Annotated in this window: 13 protein-coding genes; 5 read left to right on the forward strand and 8 right to left on the reverse strand. The window is 70.3% G+C overall.

Annotated elements, in window-relative coordinates:
• Positions 1-77 precede the first annotated feature (77 nt).
• Entirely contained in the window at positions 78-308 is a 231-nt protein-coding gene (locus NCO8_RS06600) for a mycoredoxin (RefSeq protein WP_067637296.1), read from the forward strand.
• A gap of 6 nt (positions 309-314) precedes the next feature.
• Here NCO8_RS06600 and nudC read toward each other — a convergent pair whose 3' ends face one another.
• The 4 genes from nudC to NCO8_RS06620 form a co-directional block, all read right to left on the reverse strand.
• Positions 315-1,208, reverse strand: coding sequence for an NAD(+) diphosphatase (gene nudC / locus NCO8_RS06605; protein WP_067637298.1), 894 nt, complete (start codon positions 1,206-1,208; stop codon positions 315-317).
• 23 nt (positions 1,209-1,231) lie between these two features.
• Entirely contained in the window at positions 1,232-2,284 is a 1,053-nt protein-coding gene (locus NCO8_RS06610) for a potassium channel family protein (RefSeq protein WP_067491584.1), read from the reverse strand.
• 232 nt (positions 2,285-2,516) lie between these two features.
• Entirely contained in the window at positions 2,517-6,158 is a 3,642-nt protein-coding gene (locus NCO8_RS06615) for an ATP-dependent helicase (protein WP_067637300.1), read from the reverse strand.
• On the reverse strand, positions 6,155-9,850 hold the full coding sequence (locus tag NCO8_RS06620; RefSeq protein WP_084456715.1) for an ATP-dependent helicase: 3,696 nt from the start codon (positions 9,848-9,850) through the stop codon (positions 6,155-6,157). The genes NCO8_RS06615 and NCO8_RS06620 overlap by 4 nt, the downstream gene beginning before the upstream one ends.
• A 114-nt stretch (positions 9,851-9,964) precedes the next feature.
• Between NCO8_RS06620 and NCO8_RS06625 the strand changes: the two genes are divergently transcribed.
• The 4 genes from NCO8_RS06625 (at position 9,965) to NCO8_RS31135 (ending at position 13,212) form a co-directional block, all read left to right on the forward strand.
• Positions 9,965-10,753, forward strand: a complete 789-nt coding sequence (locus NCO8_RS06625) for an alpha/beta fold hydrolase (protein WP_067637302.1) — start codon at positions 9,965-9,967, stop codon at positions 10,751-10,753.
• A 3-nt stretch (positions 10,754-10,756) separates the two neighbouring features.
• The gene (locus NCO8_RS06630; RefSeq protein WP_067637304.1) at positions 10,757-11,047 is read left to right on the forward strand and encodes an MGMT family protein; all 291 of its coding nucleotides are present in this window, start codon (positions 10,757-10,759) and stop codon (positions 11,045-11,047) included.
• A 60-nt stretch (positions 11,048-11,107) separates the two neighbouring features.
• A complete protein-coding gene (locus NCO8_RS06635; RefSeq protein WP_067637305.1) occupies positions 11,108-12,844 on the forward strand; it encodes an NTP transferase domain-containing protein in 1,737 nt (578 codons plus the stop codon).
• Positions 12,845-13,062: 218 nt separating this feature from the next.
• Positions 13,063-13,212: a hypothetical protein gene (locus tag NCO8_RS31135; protein WP_157104805.1), complete on the forward strand. Its 150-nt coding sequence runs from the start codon at positions 13,063-13,065 to the stop codon at positions 13,210-13,212.
• 50 nt (positions 13,213-13,262) lie between these two features.
• Here the strand turns inward: NCO8_RS31135 and NCO8_RS32350 are convergent, their stop codons facing one another.
• The 4 genes from NCO8_RS32350 to NCO8_RS06655 are packed head-to-tail and all read right to left on the reverse strand — an operon-like array spanning position 13,263 to position 18,602.
• A complete protein-coding gene (locus NCO8_RS32350; protein WP_067637307.1) occupies positions 13,263-15,227 on the reverse strand; it encodes a dipeptide ABC transporter ATP-binding protein in 1,965 nt (654 codons plus the stop codon).
• The gene (locus tag NCO8_RS06645; RefSeq protein ID WP_218022653.1) at positions 15,224-16,063 is read right to left on the reverse strand and encodes an ABC transporter permease; all 840 of its coding nucleotides are present in this window, start codon (positions 16,061-16,063) and stop codon (positions 15,224-15,226) included. The genes NCO8_RS32350 and NCO8_RS06645 overlap by 4 nt, the downstream gene beginning before the upstream one ends.
• Positions 16,060-17,019: an ABC transporter permease gene (locus tag NCO8_RS06650; RefSeq protein ID WP_067637309.1), complete on the reverse strand. Its 960-nt coding sequence runs from the start codon at positions 17,017-17,019 to the stop codon at positions 16,060-16,062. The genes NCO8_RS06645 and NCO8_RS06650 overlap by 4 nt, the downstream gene beginning before the upstream one ends.
• Positions 17,016-18,602 (reverse strand): ABC transporter substrate-binding protein, encoded by a 1,587-nt coding sequence (locus NCO8_RS06655; RefSeq protein ID WP_174550299.1) that lies wholly within the window; start codon positions 18,600-18,602, stop codon positions 17,016-17,018. The genes NCO8_RS06650 and NCO8_RS06655 overlap by 4 nt, the downstream gene beginning before the upstream one ends.
• Positions 18,603-18,625: the final 23 nt, after the last annotated feature.

The following is an 18,625-nucleotide window of genomic DNA, read 5'->3' on the forward strand; positions in this document are numbered from 1 at the left end:
GACAAGAACCCGGCCGGAACACCAGGGCCGGTCGAGACGTTGCACATCGCGTGAGCGAAACAACCCCTGACCTGACGATGTACTCCACCACCTGGTGCGGCTACTGCCGCCGCCTCAAGACCCAGCTCGACGAGGCGGGCATCACCTACACGGTGATCGACATCGAAGAGGACCCCGCCTCGGCCGATTTCGTCGGCAGCGTCAACAACGGCAACCACGTCGTCCCGACAGTGAAGTACCGCGACGGTTCCACGGCGACAAACCCGACGCTCGCCCAGGTGAAACAGGCCCTAGCCGCGCAGTCCTGACGCTTCCTACAACTCAGCCCAGGATTCGATGATGGTTCGGGCTATCGAGATGGAGCCGGGGACCAAGAGACGGGCGTTCGTGTCGCGGGTCGACCAGTCGCCGAGATTCAGCGCGGCACGGACCTCGTCGCGGGTGAACCAGTGGGCTTCTTCGATCTCACCGTCGGAGAAGGCCAGTTCCTGTGCGGGATCGCCGACGGCGGCGAAACCGACCATCAGCGATCGCGGGAACGGCCACGGCTGGCTGCCCAGGTAGTGGATCTCGCGCAGGTCGACACCGACCTCCTCGCGGACCTCGCGTTCCACGCACCGTTCCAGCGATTCACCCGCTTCGACGAAGCCGGCGAGCAGCGAGAACATCGCGGGCGGCCAGCTGTGCTGGCGGGCGAGCAGTACGCGGTCGGCGCCGTCGTGGACCAGGACGATCACGGCGGGGTCGATGCGGGGAAATTCCTCGACGCCGGTGCCGGTCAGCCGGGACCAGCCGCCGCGCGCGAGGGTGGTCGAGGTCCCGTCACCGCCGTGGAAACCGGCGTGGTCGTGCCAGTTGAGCAGGGCGTAGGCCGTGGAGAGCAGTTCGGCGGTGAAGTCGTCGACCGCGCCGAGTGTGCGCAGATCTTTGAGCGTGCCCTCGAGTTCCGGCTCACGCACCGCCCACAGGTGCGCACCCTCGGCGACCCCCAGGAACACCGCCCGGTCCTCGGGAAAATCACCGAACGCGGTGGCCGCGTCGAGAACGATGGTGCCGCCGTCCACCCGCACCCGCCCGCGCGGATCCACCCGCAGCACCCGGGCCTTCCCCCACCCCTCGCGCAGCGCGGCGGGATCGACCCGCACGTGCTCGGCCCGATCGATGGTGGAACGCGACAGCAGCGGAACGTTTTTCAGCCGGAACGACACATCGCCGAGCCTAGCCGCTGCCGCTATTTGCCGCCGTTGCGGATGTAGAGCAGCTTGTCGCCCGCGTCGAGCGCGTCGACCTCGGGCTCGCCGACGCGGATCAGCTGACCGTCGCGCACCACGCCGAGCACGATGTCGGATAGATGACGCGGCGACCCACCGACCTCGCTCGGCTCCACCTCACGCTCGGCCACCGCGAAACCCTCTTCGGGGGTGAGCAGGTCCTCCATCATCTCCACGACCGTCGGGGTGGTGGTGGCGATCCCCAGCAACCGGCCCGCCGTCTCCGACGACACCACCACCGAGTCGGCGCCGGACTGGCGCACGAGGTGGGTGTTCTCGGCCTCGCGGATGGCGACACAGATCTTGGCGGTCTTGTTCAGTTCGCGGGCGGTGAGGGTGACCAGCACCGCGGTGTCGTCGCGGTTGGTCGCCACGATCACCGACGACGCCCGCTGCACGCCCGTCAGGCGCAACACATCGGACTTGGTCGCCGAACCGTGCACGGTGACCAGACCCGCACCCGCCGCCGCCTCCAGCGCGATCGGATCGGTATCGACGACGACGATGTCGGACGCCTGCACACCGTCGCCGAGCATGGCATCGATCGCGGTGCGTCCCTTGGTGCCGTAACCGACGACAACGGTGTGATTGCGCACGGTGTGCCTCCATCGCTGAATCTTGAACGCCTGCCGGGACCGCTCGGTGAGCACGCTGAGAGTGGTGCCGACCAGCACGATCAGGAACAGGACACGCAGGGGTGTGATGACGATGATGTTCACCAGCCGCGCCGACGGGGTGATCGGGGCGATATCGCCGTACCCGGTGGTCGACAGCGACACCGTGGCGTAATACATCGCATCGAGGAACGACAACTCGTCACCGGAGTTGTCGCGGTAGCCGTGGCGGCCCAGATACACCACGCCCGCGGCGGTGAACAGCAGCAGGATCGCGAAAAGGACGCGGCGGGTGAGCGAGGTCCAGGGACTGATCTGCTCGACCGGGATGCGCAACAAACCGACCAGCGCGTAGTCGGGACTGCTACTCAGCCCGAGCGGGCGGCGCTTGTCGAACATCGTCGCGCTCCTGTGATTTTGGCGGCTGGCGCCGCGGGTGTCGGCGCTAAACGCCGCCTCTTCCCTCCCTACGGGCACTCCTTCGTCGCACCCTTCGGTCAGTCCAGAGGCGGCGACGCGCCGACACCGGCCGTCGTATTCGCTTCGCGAGGAAGACTAGCTGGCGCCGCGAGTCTCGGTACGCAACGCCGAGACCGGTCTTGTGTTTCCTCTTCGCGGGAAGAGTATCGGCTCAGTGGGGGTCTTGCTGTTCGGTGTCCTTGTTTTCCGGGGCGGCGTCGTGGATGAGGCGGGCCAGTTCGTCCGGGCCTGCCAGGTCGGTGGGGGCGATGGTGCGGCCGGAGCGTACGTAATGGAAAGCGGCGCCGACTCGTTGGAGGATCGCGTCCTCGGATTCGCCGGTGCGGGCAGCCATCAGGCGGGCCCAGGCCAGGCGGTAGACGGCGAGCTGCATGGCGACGGCGGGTTCGTCGGCGGGGCCGGGTTCGGCGCCGGTCTTCCAGTCGACGACGATCCAGCGGTCGCCGGGTTCGGCGAAGACGGCGTCCATCCGGCCGCGGATGACGGTGCCCGCGATGCTGGTTTCGAACGGCACCTCCACGTCGATGGGGTTGCGGTGCGCCCAGGGTGAGCGACGGAAGGCGGCCTGCATGGTCGCGAGTTCCTGATCGGCGCGGCCTGCCGTGTCGGCGGCGCCGGGTAGTTCGTCGAGGCCGAGCAGCTGGTCGGTGCTGTACCAGGACTGCACCCAGGCGTGGAAGGCGGTGCCGCGCCGGGCCATCGGGTTCGGCGGGTAGGGCAGGGGGCGACGTAGGCGGGCGGCCAGGCGGGTGGGGTCGGCGCGCAATTCGACCAGGGCGGTGGCGGGGAGCTGGCCGGGCAGCTCCACCTGCTGTTCGGCGAGTTCGGCGGCGGTGAACTCGGCGAGCAGGGCGTCGACGTCGTTGGCCCAGCCTTCGGGATCGTCGTCCTCGGTCTCGGACTCGGTTGGCGTGCCGCGTAACTGGTCGAGGGCTGCGCGGACGAGAGTGGCGCCCTGTTCGATGGGGTCGCGGCGGTCGCCGAGGGGGTCGCGTGGCCAGTGGGCGGTCGGCGGGTTGTCGGCGAAGGGGTTGACGGCGTCGGCCGGTGGTTTGTCGTCCCAGCGGGCGATGGCCGCGACGCCGTAGGCGGGGCTGTCGGGGTCTTCGTTGGCCTCTTTGAGTTCGAGCAGGAACTCCGACGGTCCCTTCTGCGAGGTGCCGGTTTCGGGCCAGTAGTAGGCCGAAACCAGCAGTACCCGTTCCGTTCTGGTGAGGGCGACGTAGAACAGGCGGCGCTCTTCGTCGAGGCGGCGGCTCTTGAGCGCGTCGCGGTGTTCGGTGATGGCCTGTTCGAGTTCGGCGCGGTCACCGACGCCGCTCAGGTCGAGCACCGGGACGCCTTCGGCGGCGTCGGGCTGGGCGCGGTCGCCGCGCAGGGTGGTGGGGAGTTCGGTGAGGGCGCCGAGCCAGGTGCTCAGTGCGGTGGTGGAGGGGAACACCGAGGCGCTCACGTGCGGCACCGCGACGACTTCCCATTCGAGCCCCTTGGCGGCGTGCACCGTGAGCACCTGAACCCGATCGCGGGCGACCTCCACTTCGCCCGGCTCCAAACCGTTCTCGACGGATTCGGCGGCCGTGAAGAAGGCGAGCAGCCCGCTGAGCGAGGCGCGCGAGTCGGCGGCATAACCCGCGACCACCTCGGCGAAGGCATCCAGGTGTTCGCGGCCCGCGCCGCCGCCCGCGATGGCGCGGCGGGTCTGGGTCTCCACACCGACGCCGATCGTCCGCTCTACGTCGGCGACCAGTTCGACCAGTGGCTGCCCGCTGCGTTCGCGCAGGGCCGCCAGTTCCTCGCCGAGGGCGAGGATGCGCGCGTAACCCGCCTCCGAATAGTTCTCCGCCGGACCGGGGTCGGCGATGGCGTCGGCCAGGCCCGCGCGTTCGGTGGGTTCCGGGGCCACCTCACGCAGGGCGGACGCCAGGCCGGTCGCGTCGGTGATCGCGGTGGAGGCATCGCCGGACAGGCTCCCGATCGACAGCATCCGAGCCCGCTTGGCCAGGGCGGCCAGGTCGGCGACACCGATGCGCCAGCGCGCGCCGGTGAGGATGCGCACCGCCGCGCTCCCGGTGCCCGGTTCGGCGATCAGCCGCAGGGTGGCGACGATGTCGGCCACCTCGGGGGTCGCCAAAAGACCACCGAGTCCGACGATTTCGACAGGAAGGCCCTGTTCGCGCAGAGCTTCGGCCAGCGGCGCGGCGTCCGCGTTGCGCCGGATGAGTACCGCCGAGGTAGGCGGCGGCCTGTCCTCTTCCCGCGCCTGGATCCACTCGCGGGCGATCCGCTCGGCGATCCAATCCCGTTCCTGGGCAACAGTTTCCGTGAGCGCGAGTTCGACAGTGCCCGCATGTGCGTCGGGCTTGGCACGCAGGGCGTCCACGGTCGCACCCCCGGCCGCGCGCGCTCGCGACCGCAACGGGTCGGCCACGAGGTTGGCCAACGCCAGCGCTTCGGGCGGATTCCGCCAACTGGTGAGCAACGGCAGAATCGGCGCCGGAAGCCCGTCGCCGACAGGGAAATCCGTCGCGAACCGGGGCAGGTTCGCCGCCGAGGCACCACGCCACCCGTAGATCGACTGCATCGGATCACCCACCGCCGTCACGGCGAGCGCACCGGAACCTGCTTCCCCGGCTCTACTTCCATCCCCGGACGCACCAGTGCCGCCCCCACCGGGCAAGCCGGAGCTCGGCGAATCACCACGCCGACCATCACCGACGCCATCGCGCGCACCACCGTGGAGGCCGGGGCTGCCGGACCGACGCACATCGGGCGCGATTTCACCGGGGGCCGGGTCGTCGGACCACAGCGTGGCGTGGTCAGACGTGGCCGACGCGCGCACCCGCACCGGCTCGCTACGCCGATTCTGTTGTACCGCCCTGGCATTGCCGAACAAGGCCGACAGCAGGACTCGCTGGGCATGGCCGGTGTCCTGGTACTCGTCGAGCAGCACCAGTTTGAAACGGGCGCGTTCAGCGGCGGCGACCTCGGGGTGGTCGACGGCCAGGCGGGCAGCCAGGGACATCTGCGAGCCGAAGTCGAGGGCGCCGCGGCGTTCGAGTGCCTCGGCGAGCTGATTGACCAGCGGAAGCAGGGCGACGCGTTCGCGCTGGGCGTTGACCACGTCCTGGAGTTTCTGGCTCGGGCCACCGCGCTGACGTGGTCCGGCGGGCAGGGTGTAGACGAGTTTTTCCAGTTCGGCGTGCGCTTCGGCGAGTTCCTCCGGCTCCACCAGGTGTTCGGCGAGCTGCCCGGACAGCGCGAGCACCGCCTCGGTGACCGAGACGGGGGTGCGGTCGGTGTCGAGGTCGCCGTCCCAGGAGCGGACCACCTCGTGGGCGAGCTGCCACAGCTGCGTCTGGGTGAGCAGCGCGGCCGAGGGTTCCACCGGCAGCAGCAGACCGTGTGCGGTGAGCAGCCTGCCCGCGTAGGAGTGGTAGGTGCTGATCTCCGGTTCGGCGCCCGCGATGACGGTGCGCAGCGCGCCGCTGGGATCGATCTCGCGGACCAGCGGCGCACCGGCCAGCCGGGCCAGGCGGGTGCGGATGCGAGAGGTCAACTGCTGTGCCGCTTTTCGGGTGAACGTGAGGCCGAGTACCTCGTCGGGTGCGACGAGCTGATTGGCGACCATCCACACCACGCGCGCGGCCATCGTCTCGGTCTTGCCCGCGCCCGCGCCCGCGACCACCAGCGTGGGACCGGGCGGCGCCGCGATGACGGCCGCCTGTTCGTCGGTCGGTGGCGGCAGGCCGAGCGCGTCGGCCAGCCGCTGCGGGGTGACGCGCACGCCGCTCACTCGTCGGTCACCTGCCGTCCGGTGTCACGCACGGGACAGCTGCCGCCGACCGGGCAGTGCCTGCACCCGTCGTTGCGCACCGCGAGGTAGCCGGGACCGCGGGTGGCCGCGGCGGCGTCGTGAATGGTGGTTCGCCACTGCTCGAGTCCCTCGGCGTCGAGGGGGTCCTGGGCGCGTTCGGTCGCCCCGGTCTTGTTGTGGGGTTTGGCGACGTAGACCAGGCGCGCACCGCCCGGCTCCCCCGGTTCGGCGTCCTCCTCGTCGAGCGCGCCGTGGGCGGCGGCGACCTGGTAGGTGGCCAGCTGGGCGTGGTCGGCGACGGTCTTCGCGCTGATCGGTGTCTTGCCCGTCTTCACGTCGACGATCACGAACCGGCCCTGCGCGTCGCGTTCGAGCCGGTCGACCCGGCCCCGGATACGCACGGGCCGTTCCCCTTCCGCGCGCGGCGGCAACACGCAGTCCACCGGCACCTCGACCCCGGCCTGCGTGAGTTCGCCACGGGTGGTGCGCACCCAGGCGAGGAAGGTCTCGAGCATGGCCTCGGTGCGGCGCAGTTCCTGGCGGGAGTGCCAGCCGGTGGCCGGGTCGATCGCCTTCCACGCCTGGTCGAGGGCGGCGCGCACCTGGTGTTCTGGCACGTTGCCCGCCAGTGCCTGCACCAGGGTGTGCACGAGGTTGCCCTTCACGGCGTGCGGGTTGTCGCCGTCGGTGCCGCCGTGGCGTTCCAGCGCCCAGCGCAGCGGGCAGGTGCGCAGCAGTTCGACCGTCGACGGGGACAGGCCGATGGGTGAATCGTCGTCGTCCCACAGTTCGCGCTCGCTGCTCAGGGCCGCGGTGCCGTACCAGTCGTCGGGGTCGGTACCCGGCACACCCGCATCGGCGAGGCGCGCCAGCTGCCGGGCCGCACGGTCGCGGCGCCGCGGGTCGGCGCCGGGATCGCAGACCACACCGCGCAATTCGGCGACCAGCGCGTGCATCACCAGCGCGCGGCCGGGATCGGCGACGGGCAGGGCGCCCGGCTCGCCGGTGTCGTCGTCGCCGAGCAGTTCGGTGAGGAACCGCGACGGCACCAGATCCTGGTCTCCCGCAACGGATTCGACGGCGGTCACCAGCAGCGAGCGCCGAGCCCGGCTGCACGCGACGAGCAGCAGTCGGCGTTCTTCGGCGAGGATCGGGGCCGCCCGGTTCGTCTTCGCCGCCGGATCGACACCGGCCACCAGGTCGACCAGATCCTCGGTGTGCAACAGCGTGCCGCGCGCACGCGGGTTGGGCCAGATGCCCTCCTGCACGGCGGCGACCGCGACCACGTCCCACTCCCGGCCCGCCGCCGCGTGCGCGCTGAGCAGCGTGACGGCCTCTGTTTCGGCGGTCAACGGCCTGCCCTGCTGCGGAATCTGCTGGTGCAGCAGATATTCCACGAAACCCTCGATACCCGCCTTGGGCAGCCGGTCCACGTAGGCCGCTGCGGCGTCGAACAATTCGACGGCGGCGTCGAGGTCGCGGTCGGCCTGCATACCGGCCGCGCCGCCGCGCCGGGACTGCCGGAACCAGCGGCGTTCCAGTCGCGAACTGGTCCACAGGGTCCACAGCACGTCCTCGAGGCCCTTGTCGTGCGCTTGGGCCTGCCTGGCCTTGTCGACGGCGCGCAGTACCCGGTGCAGCGGGGCCGCCTCCACCTCGGTGAGACCGTCGAGCAGGCGGGGCTCGCCGATACCGACGATGAGGTCGCGCAGCACCTCGGCCGAGGACTGGTCGATCAGCGGTACCTCGGCCGGTTCCGGGCGCGTCGGCGTGGCGACGACGTCCAATGTGGGCGGCATGGTTTCGGCATCGAGGACGTCGATGTCGTCCGGAAGCCGTTCGGCGACATCCCAGTCCGGTTCCGGCTCCGGGCGCAACGGGTCGTCGGGGTCCGGCGGCGGGGGCAGCCACTCGTCGTCGACCGGATCCGGTTCGGGCTCCGGCCATTCCGGTGGTGGCGGCGGTTCGTCCCACAGCAGGAACTGGTCTGCCGCTTCGGGCGGCGTGCCCGCCAAGGCGCCGGTGCGTTCGAGGTCGAGCACGGTGCGGCGGATGCCGCGGCGCAACCTGCGCAGCGCGATCTGATCGGCCCCACCGAGCGGTCCCGACAGCAGATCCATGGCGTCTTCGGGCGAGAACACCGAGTCGACGGCCCGTCGCGAACCCGGCCGCGATCGATCACCGGCCAGCAGCACCCGCAGCGCGAGCACCATCCACGCCGCGCCCCGCCTACGCGCCAGTGGTTCGGCCACGGCGGGCCTGCGCACCGGCACCCCGGCGGCCAGCAGCGCCCGCCGCAACGGGGCAAGCGACAACGGCACCGATCGCACGATCACCGCCATGTCCGACCACGGCACGCCGTCGGTGAGATGCGCGCGCCGCAGATGGTCCGCGATCAGCGCGGCTTCCTTGGCGGGCGTCGACAACACCCGAACCCGCACGCTGGTCTCGTCGTCCGGCGGCGGCCCGGCTGTCGGCTCATCGGATCTGCCCTGGCCCCGCCGCTCGGCAGCCGGATCGGGCCCGGGGCCATCGGGCTCGCCACCGCGCGATTCCACCTCGGCTTCTGGCTCGTTCAGGTCAGCGCGCGACTCCTGCCCCGGCAGCACTCGATGACGCGCACTGCCCGGCAGCCGGGCGGCGATGCGGGCGGTGGCCAGGCGGATCGGCGCACCGCTGCGGTGATTGTGGCGCAGGATGATCCGGCGTTGGGGGACCGTGTCGAGGTCGACGAGGAACCGCGAGTCGGCGCCACGGAAGGTGAAGACGGCCTGGTCGGGGTCGCCGGTGACAACAGTGCTCGCGCTACCGCTGCCGATCGCGCGCACCAGGGTCGCGGCTTGCGGATCCAGGTGCTGGGCGTCGTCGACGAGCAGGTACCGGATCCGATCACGTTCGGCGGCAAGCAGATTGCGATCGCCCGCGAGCGCGTCGAGGGCGGCACCGACCAGTTCGGCGGCGTCGAGGGCGGGCGCGGTGGCTTCCGGCGCGGCCACGCCGACCGACCAGCGCAGCATCGATGCCTCTTCGTAGCGTTGCAGGAAACGGCCCGCCGCCTCCCACGCGTCGTTGTCGTGTTCACGGCCCAGCTTCATCAGGTCCTCGGGGCCGATCCCGCGTTCGGTGGCACGCAACATCAGGTCGCGCAGTTGTTCGGCGAACCCGCCGAGGGTGAGCGCTGGTTGCAGGCGCGGCGGCCACAGTTCGCCCGCACCCTGCTCGATGTCCTCGAGGTCGCCGCGCAGCATCTCGCGCAGGACCGCGTCCTGTTCGGCACCGGTGAGCAGACGTGGCGGCGGGTTGCCGTGCCGTTCGGCGTGGCGGCGCAGCACCGAGAAGGCGTAGGAGTGCAGGGTGCGCACCATGGGTTCGCGGCTGGCACCGGGGATGCCGGTGTGCGGGCCGAGCCGGTGGGTGATGGCGTCGCGCAGGGCCGCGGCGGCATGTTTGGTGTGGGTGAGGACGAGGACCGAGGACGGGTCTGCCCCGTCGGTGATGCGGGCCGCGACCAGGTCGACCAGCAGCGAGGTCTTGCCCGTGCCGGGGCCACCGAGCACCTGCCAGGGCAGCCAGCCGGGCCGGGGCGGGGCGGGTTGGGCTTGCTCGGCGAACAGCGCGCGCACAGGCGCGCCCCAGGCCCGCGGCCGGGGCGCTCGCGTCGTCCGGCGCACGAGTCGCACCGAGCTATCCGATCGCACCACATCGGCTATTGCAACAGACCCCACCGACACGCCCGCCCACCCCCATCGGGGGACACGCTGCGCGATAGTGCGCGACCGGCCACAATGGCTGTCGTGTCGTCGCTTCATGTACAACGTTTCGGCCCCGCCGACGGTCCCGTCGTCCTCGCCCTGCACGGCCTCACCGGCCACGGCAACCGGTGGGAAACCCTCGCCACCCGGCATCTGCCGCAGGCCCGGGTGATCGCGCCCGACCTGCGCGGACACGGTCGTTCCACCTCGCTGCCGCCGTGGGACATCGATACCCTCGCCGCCGATGTGGCCGCACTCGTGCGGGCGGAGACCGACGGTCCGGTCGTCGTGGTCGGGCATTCGTTCGGTGGCGCGGTCGGCATCTATCTGGCGCGCGCCCATCGCGAACTCGTGCGCTCGCTGGTGCTGCTTGATCCGGCCATCGGGATCGACCCGAAGTTGATGGAACAGGTGGCCGCCGCCGATCTGGCCTCACCGGATTACACCGATGTCGACGAGGCGCGCTCGGACAAACAGGTGAGCGCGTGGGGCCCCGACGAGGTCGACCCGGCCGAACTCGAGCGTGAGCTCGCCGAGCACCTGGTGCCCGCCGCGGGCGGCCGGGTGCGGTGGCGCACCTTCCAGCCGGCGATCACCTCGTACTGGGGACAGCTGGCCCGCCCGTTCGTGCTGCCGCCCGCCGATGTGCCGACGGTGCTGGTCCAGGCGGCCAAGGTGCAGCCGCCGTACGTCACCGCCGAATTCCGTGGTGCGCTGGCCGCCGAGCTCGCCGATTTCACCGCTCACGACTGGGATTGCGACCACATGGTCCCGCAGGCCCGTCCTGCCGAGACGGCCGCGCTCATCGCGTCGGTGCTGTAGCCCGTGCCCGCGACGACCGACGACCAGGTGGAGCGGGTGCGCGCCCTCGTCGCCGCCATCCCACCCGGTCGCGTCGCCACCTACGGCGACCTCGCCGCCGCGGTCGGCCTGTCCTCGCCGCGCACGGTCGGCTGGATCATGCGCACCGACTCCTCCGACCTCCCCTGGCACCGCGTCGTCCCCGCCTCCGGCCGCCCCTCCCCCCACCTCGCCGGCCGCCAGCTCCGCCTCCTCGCCGAGGAAGGAGTCCCCATCACCGACGGCCGCATCGACCTGCGCACCGCCCGCCTCTGACGATCGGGTCGGGGCGGGCGCGGATAGCATGGCCGACATGTCGACTACTTCGCTGGTCTCATGACCGATGCCGATGCGATCGTGCTGGCGGGAGGCCGGGCCAGCCGGATGGGTGGGGTCGACAAGCCCGGGATCGTGATCGGTGGGCGGTCGATGCTCGAGGCGGCGCTCGGGGCGGTGAGCGACTGCGGTGAGGTGGTTGTCGTCGGCCCGCCGCGACCCGAACTCGACGCGCGGATCAAGCAGGTGCGTGAGGTGCCGCCGGGGTCGGGGCCGGTGTCCGCCATCGGCACCGGGCTGGCCGCGCTCGGGCCCGAGTCGGCACCGTGGATCGTTGTGCTCGCGGCCGACATGCCGTTCCTCACGCGCGACACCGTGCGCGAATTATTGCTCCGCGCAGCCGAATCCACCGCCGAAGCGGTGTTCGCCATCGATGCGTCGGGGCGCCCGCAGTATCTGGTCGGCGTGTGGCGGCGCACCGCGCTCACGGCGGCGCTGGCAGGCCTGGACGCCCTGGTGAACCAGCCGATGAAGGCGATCATCCCCACCGAGACGGCACTGGTCGAACTGCCGGGCACCACCGACTGCGATACCGAGGAGGAGGTGCGCCGGGCCCGCGAGTCCGTCGACAACGACGCCCGCCTCGACCTCATCGAAGCCAGGAATCGCATCGCCGGCGCACTGACCCCGTTGATCGCCTACGACGCCGCTTTCGCCGACGTACCCGGCGCCGCCCTGGCCGAACCGGTGGTCGCGGCGGGCGCGCTGCCGCGCTTCGACGTCTCCGCCATGGACGGCTACGCGGTGTGCGGTGACGGCCCGTGGCGACTGCGCCGCGATGTCGGATTCGCCGGTGGCGCAAGGCCGCTCGGACTGTTGCCCGGCGAGGCGGTGCGGATCGCGACCGGAGCGCACGTGCCCGACGGAACCACCTCCGTGCTGCGTGACGAATTCGCCGTCGTCACCGGCGACGATCTGGCACGGCGGCCCGGCACCCCGATCCGGAGCGATGTGCGGCGCAGCGGCGAGGACCTGCGGGTCGGTGATCGGGTCGCACCGGCGGGCACCCGGGTGACGGCGGCGCTGCGCTCGGCCGCCGCCTCGGTGGAGGTGACAACGGGCTCGGTCCGTGGGCCCGTCCGCGCTCGAATAGTGATGACCGGTGACGAGATCCGCAGCACCGGCCCGCTGCAGACCGGCCAGACTCGCGACTCGATCGGCCCCGTCCTGCCGGACCTGCTCACCGGCTGCGGTGTACGCGTGGTCGACCGGGTGCACCTGCGCGACACGGCGCACAGCTTCGACGACATGCTCACCGCCACAACCGGTCTCGATCTGCTGGTAGTGGTCGGTGCCACCGGCGGCGGCGCCGCCGACCAGTTGCGTACCGCGCTGGCGCGCACCGGTGCCCGCATCGTCGTCCCGAGACTCGCACTGCGCCCGGGTGGTTCGACCGTCGTAGCCGAATTACCCGACGGACCAACGGTTCTCGGACTGCCCGGTAATCCCTTCGCCGCCATCGCCGTACTACTCGCCCTCACCCCGGCGATCGTCGCGGCCCGCACCGCCTCGGCGCCGCCGCGCACCGTTGTCGGCCCGCTGCACAATGCCGCCGAAATCGCCGCCCCCGTCACCCGCATCACGCCCGCGCGCTACGCCCCCGGCGGCGGCTGGATCGGTGACCCGAATATCCGCACCGCCCACCTGGGCGGTCTCGTCGACCGCGACGGATTGGTCGTGGTCGCACCATCGGCCGAAGACGGCGACCTCGTGGAATTCCTCCCGCTCCCGAGTTGAAACAATGTCGCCCGAATTACCGTCGGTGACTGCCGAAAATGCCGGGACACGCCGAATATCCGCTGGTAGGAATGCTATTTATCATTCAACTCTACCGCCGCGACGACTCGATGCCTATCGTTGAGCAAGTCAGGCGTACCCCGCCTCGAAAAAGGCGGAATTACGCCGGACATCCGAATTAGGCGAAGTATTCATCCCTCGGAAAGGACCGTGTGGAGATGGCTGAGAAGTCGAAGAAAACGCCGAAAAAGATGCCCAAGCAGATGCCCCGCCAGCAGCAGGAGCAGCGGCAGGAGCAGGACTCGCAGCGGATGACGCGAGCAGGCCAGGATGATCGGCGCGAGCCGCGCCGCCCAGGCAGCCACTGATCCACGCGTGTCGACGAGCCGCCGGTACCAGTACCGGCGGCTCGTCTACGTCAGGCCCCGATCGGCAGGGCCGCGTCACGTCCCCTGCGAGCCGTCGACGGATCGGGCGCGGGGACCGCGTCGAGCAGGCGACGGGTGTATTCCTGCGCTGGTGCCGCGAACACCGCGCGTGCCGCACCGGTTTCCACGAGCCGGCCCTGTCGCAGCACCAGGACGCGGTCGGCGACCTGATGCACCACGGCCAGGTCGTGACTGATGAACAGGCTCGCGAACCCGTATTCGGCGCGCAGATCGGCGAACAGGTCGAGCACCTGTGCCTGCACCGAGACATCGAGCGCACTGGTCGGTTCGTCGGCCACCAGCAGCCGTGGGGCCAGTGCCAGCGCCCGCGCCAACGCCACCCGCTGACGCTGCCCACCGGACAACTCCGCAGGCCTGCGCTCGGCGTAGTCCCTCGGCAACCGGACCGACTCGAGCAGATCGCCCACTTTCGAGTACAGCAGCGCCCCCGAAGCGACTCGATGCACCTGGAGTGGTTCGCCGATCGCGTCGGCGATGCTGCGTCGCGGGTCGAGCGAGGCGCTCACATCCTGATGCACCAGCGCCACGTGCCTGCGCAACCCGCGCAGCTCCCGCCGGGGCAACCCGGTCAGCGACACACCCTGTAACTGCACGGTCCCTGAGGTCGCGGGCACCAGCCCGAGCGCGGTCCGCCCGAGTGTGCTCTTGCCCGAACCGGACTCCCCGACGATGCCGAGTACCTCGCGCGGACTCAGCGTCAACGAGATGTCGTGCAGCGCGGGGAATGCGGCACCACCGTGCCGACCGGGATAGACCACGGACAACTCGTCGATCCGCAACACCTCGCGGTACTCCGGTCCCGGTACGCCCCCGCCCTTCTCGGCGACGACCGCCGGTTTCGGTGCCACCACCCTCCGCAGCGCCCGCTCGAGACCCCGAGTCGCGCGACCCGCCGCACCATCGGACTCCGCAGGACGGGCTGGAGCGGTACCGTCCCCAGTGCCCACTGGGTCGGTCGCCTCGGCACCGGCATCGAACCGCACCGGGTCGGGCCCTTCGAGGCCCGAAGCGTTCGGGACGACGTCGGCCTCGTTCGCATCGCGAGTCGGGATCACCGTCTCGACCGGCTGGACCTCGGGCACGCCGTCGGGGTCGCCGACCTCGGGCGCCACCGCTGCCCCACCGCGCGCCGAACGTGCAGGCAAGCGCGGAACCGACGCGAGCAGCGTGCGGGTGTACTCGGCCTGCGGTGCGGCGAACAGGTCGAAGACCGGTTGCTGTTCGACCACCTGGCCCGCGCGCAGCACCACCACGCGGTCGGTGATCTCGGCGACCACGCCGAGGTTGTGGGTGATGAACAGCACCGAGGTGCCCCGATCGCGTCGCAGCGTGTGCAGCAGGTCGAGGATTTCGGCCTGCACGGTGACGTCGAGCGCGGTCGTCGGCTCGTCGGCGATGAGCAGCTCGGGTTCGCCCGACAGCGCGAGCGCGATCACCACGCGCTGCTTCTGCCCGCCCGAGAGTTGATGCGGGTACCAGTCGAGGCGTTCGGCGGGTTCGGGGATGTCGACGGCGGTGAGCAGTTCGATCGCGCGGGCACGGGCCGCGGCCTTGTCGGTGACGCCGTGCGCGCGCAGGGCCCGCACGAGCTGCGTGCCGATCTTCTGCACCGGATTGAGCGCGGTCTGGGGCTCCTGGAACACCATGGCGGCCCGCGTACCGCGCAGGCCGCGCAAGGTCGCTTCGTCGGCGCCGACGATCTCGGTCGAGGCGAGGGTGACCGACCCGCGCGCCCGCGCTGTCTCCGGCAGCAGTCCGAGCGCGGCCCGCGCGGTGAGCGACTTCCCCGACCCGGATTCGCCGACCAGTGCGACGACCTCCCCGCGCCGCACCTGCAAGCTCAGCCCGTGCACCACCGTCTTGTCCCCGAAGGCGACGACCAGATCGGTGATGTCGAGCACGACATCATCGGGCTCGCGCTCTTGCGTACTCATCCCGATCTCCTCGCGTTGCCCAGTGCTTGGGCGATCAACAGAAACCCCAGCGTCAGCCCGGCGACGACGACCAGCGGCCCGACCGCCATCCACGGATTGGCGTCGAGGTTGCCGATGGATTCGCCGATCAGCGAGCCGAGCGAGGGATTCGGGGGCTGGACCCCGATTCCGATGAAGCTCATCGCGCCCTCGAGGAACACCGCGACCGACAGCGACAGCGCGAACTGCACGACGAGCGGTTCGACCGCGTTGGGCAGCACGTGTTTGCGCAGCGTCCACCAGGTGCCCGCGCCGATCACCTCGGATGCCTCGACGAAGGGTTGCTCGCGCACCGCGAGCACGGCGGTGCGGATCTGACGACCGAAGATCGGGATCTCGGCGGCCACGATGACGATCACCACCGCGTGCCAGCCCGGCCCGGTGATCGCGGCGAGGGCGATCGCGAAGATCAGCGACGGGAAGGCCAGCACCAGGTCGAACAGGCGCTGCACGGTGACATCGGCGAAGGGGTGCACGGTGGCGGCGAGCCCGATCAGCGAACCGAGCACCGCAGCGAGCGGCACCGCGAGTGCCACGATGAGCAGGTCGACGCGGATTCCGGCCAGCACGCGCGCGGCGACGTCGCGGTTGAGGTGGTCGGTGCCGAGCCAGTGCTGTGCGCTCGGGCCGAGGAGGTTGGCGGACGGTATCTGCGCGAGCGGGTCGAAGGGGCTCAGTACTCCGGCGAACACACCGGCGAGCGCGATCACGCCGACCAGGACGACACCGGCCAGTCCCTGTCCACTGCGTAACGCGGCCGCTCGCCGCGCGCGTGTTTCCGCGATTGCGACGGTCACGATCGTCCCCCGATCCGGACTCGCGGGTCCAGCCACGCGTGGGCGAGATCGGTGAGCAACTGGATCACCACGAACACCGCGACGGCGAGCAGCAACAGCACCTGCACCACCGGGTAGTCGCGGCGGCTGATGCCCTGCTCGATGAGCTGACCGATCCCCGGCCACACGAACGCCGCCTCCACCAGCACCGCCCCGCCGAGTAGCTGACCGGTCTGCAGGCCGAGCACGGTGAGCGAGGTCGGCAGTGCGTTGCGCAGCGCCCCGCGCGTGACGATCTCGCGGTGGTCGACACCGAGCGAACGGGCCGTGAGGACATACGGTTTGGTGAGTTCGGTCCGCAACGACTCGGTGAGGAACCGGGTCAGCGCGGCCGCCACCGGCAGTGCGAGGCAGATCGTGGGCAGCAGCAGATACTGCATCGCGATATCCGGCCGGGCGATGAATCCGTCCGGCGGCACCCCACCCGAGGGCAGGATGGGGATCGCGACGGCGAACACCAGCACCAGCAGTGGTCCCACCACGAAGGTCGGCAACGCGACGGCGATCGTATTCGCCGCCGCGACCACGGTATTCAGCCAGCGACTCGGCCACAGCACCGAGGCCAGCGACACCGCAAGGCTCACCACCACGGCGAGCACCAGCGCGGTCACCGTGAGCACCAGGGTGTTGGTGAGCCCACGACCGACCAGGTCGCTGATCTGCCCCCCGATCAGGTAGGACCGGCCGAGGTCGAAGGTGACCAGATCGCCCAGCCAGCTCAGGTATTGCGCCGGAATCGACTGGTCGAGGCCGAGCTGCTGCCGGATGGCCGCGACGGACTCGGGTGTCGCGTCGTTGCCCGCCAGGATGGTGGCCGGGTCGCCCGGTACCAGGCGCAGCAGCAGGAAGATCAGCACCGAGGCGCCGAACAGGACGAGCAGCGCCGAGGGCAGGCGGTGCAGCAGATAGCGCGTCATGACAGGAACGTGTCGGTGAGCAGGGGTTCACGACGTTTGGTCCAGCCGAATCCGTGCACGGTGTTGCTGGTGGAGTACTGCTGGAAACGCACACCGATTTCGATCAGGAACAGTCCTTCGAGCAGCTGATCCGTCACGGCACGGAAGGCGCGCACCGCGTCGGGTCCGGTGCCCTGCGGCAGTTTCCAGGCAGTGTCGGCTGCGGCGGTGTAGGCGGGCGACTCGTAGCGGGAGGCATTACGGCGGGCATTGAAGGGGTAGGCGCTCACGGTGAGGGTCGACGGCACGAACTGCGCCCACGAGTGGTCGGTCACCCACAGGCCGCGGAATTGCTGGCCGGTCAGCTGTTTCACGAAGGCGGCATTGTCGATCGGATCGAGGTCGACCTCGATGCCCACCTCGGCCAGGTTCGCCTGCACGATCTGGGCGGTCGCCTCGTGCCCCGGGTGGAAGGTCAGCGGCAGGCGCGGCGGCTTGTTCACCTCCGCGAGCAACTGCTTGGCCTTGCCGACGTCCCGGCTGAACCTGGTGTTGAGCGACTCGTCGAACGCCGGAGAATTCTTCGGCCACGGCACATTCAGTGGATAGCCCGCGCCGCGAAAGACCTCGGTGACGATCCGTTCGCGGTCCAGCGCGTAGGCGATGGCTTGCCGCACCCGCACATCCGCCAGCGACGGCTCGGAGACATTGACCCCCACATAGGTCTGCAGTTCGGCGCCCTCGAGATTGTGCACCGTGAAACCGCCGCTGTTGGACAGGTTTTCGGCGTCGCGGAAGGTCAGTTCGCGCGCAGCGGCGATCTGACCGGTCTTCAGCGCGTTCAGCAAGGCCTGCGGATCGGGGACGATCGAGACGTCCACCCGGTCGAGGTAGGGACGATCCGGGATCCAGTACCCGCTGTTCTTGGCGAAGATCAGCTGTGAATTCGGAATTCGCTGTACGAAGGTGAACGGCCCGGTGCCGATATAGGTTTCGCCGGTGCCGAGTTTGTCGGCGGTTTCGCTGTCGAGAATGGGCACCGTATCGAGCAGATCGAAGATGTTGCTCACCGGATGGGCGAAACGCAAAACGATCCGGGTGGGCGAGACGATATCGAATTCGGTCACCGCGGCCGCGGTCGACCGCAATTGCGCCGACCATTTCGGGTCGGCGTAGGTGCGGATCGAGAACTCCACATCCTTGGCCGTGAACACCCGCCCGCTGTGGAACTTCACGTCGTCGCGCAGGTCCAGACTCACCGAGCGGCCGTCGGCGGCGAGCTGCCAGGCCTTGGCCAGCAGCGGCTGTGGTTCGAGTGAATCGTTCGGGTAGCGGATCAGCGATTCGTAGACCAGGCCGACGAGCACCGGGGTGGCGGCGGTATTGGTGAGCAGGTTGGCGGGCACCAGGTCCTCACGGATGCCGACCTTCAAGGTGCCACCGCGCACCGGCGTCGCGTCGTCGCCGCCTGCCTTCTGCTCCGAGACCGCGGAGGTGCACGCCGCGAGGGCCGCCCCACCGAAGATGGCCGCGGCAGCGATACCGCTGGTGCGCAGGAAATTTCGGCGATGGATACCGCCACGCGATGCATTGTTCGTTGACACGACAGCGACGCTAACAATGTGCG

The organism is Nocardia coubleae NBRC 108252 (assembly GCF_001612805.1).
Taxonomy (GTDB): Bacteria; Actinomycetota; Actinomycetes; order Mycobacteriales; family Mycobacteriaceae; genus Nocardia; species Nocardia coubleae.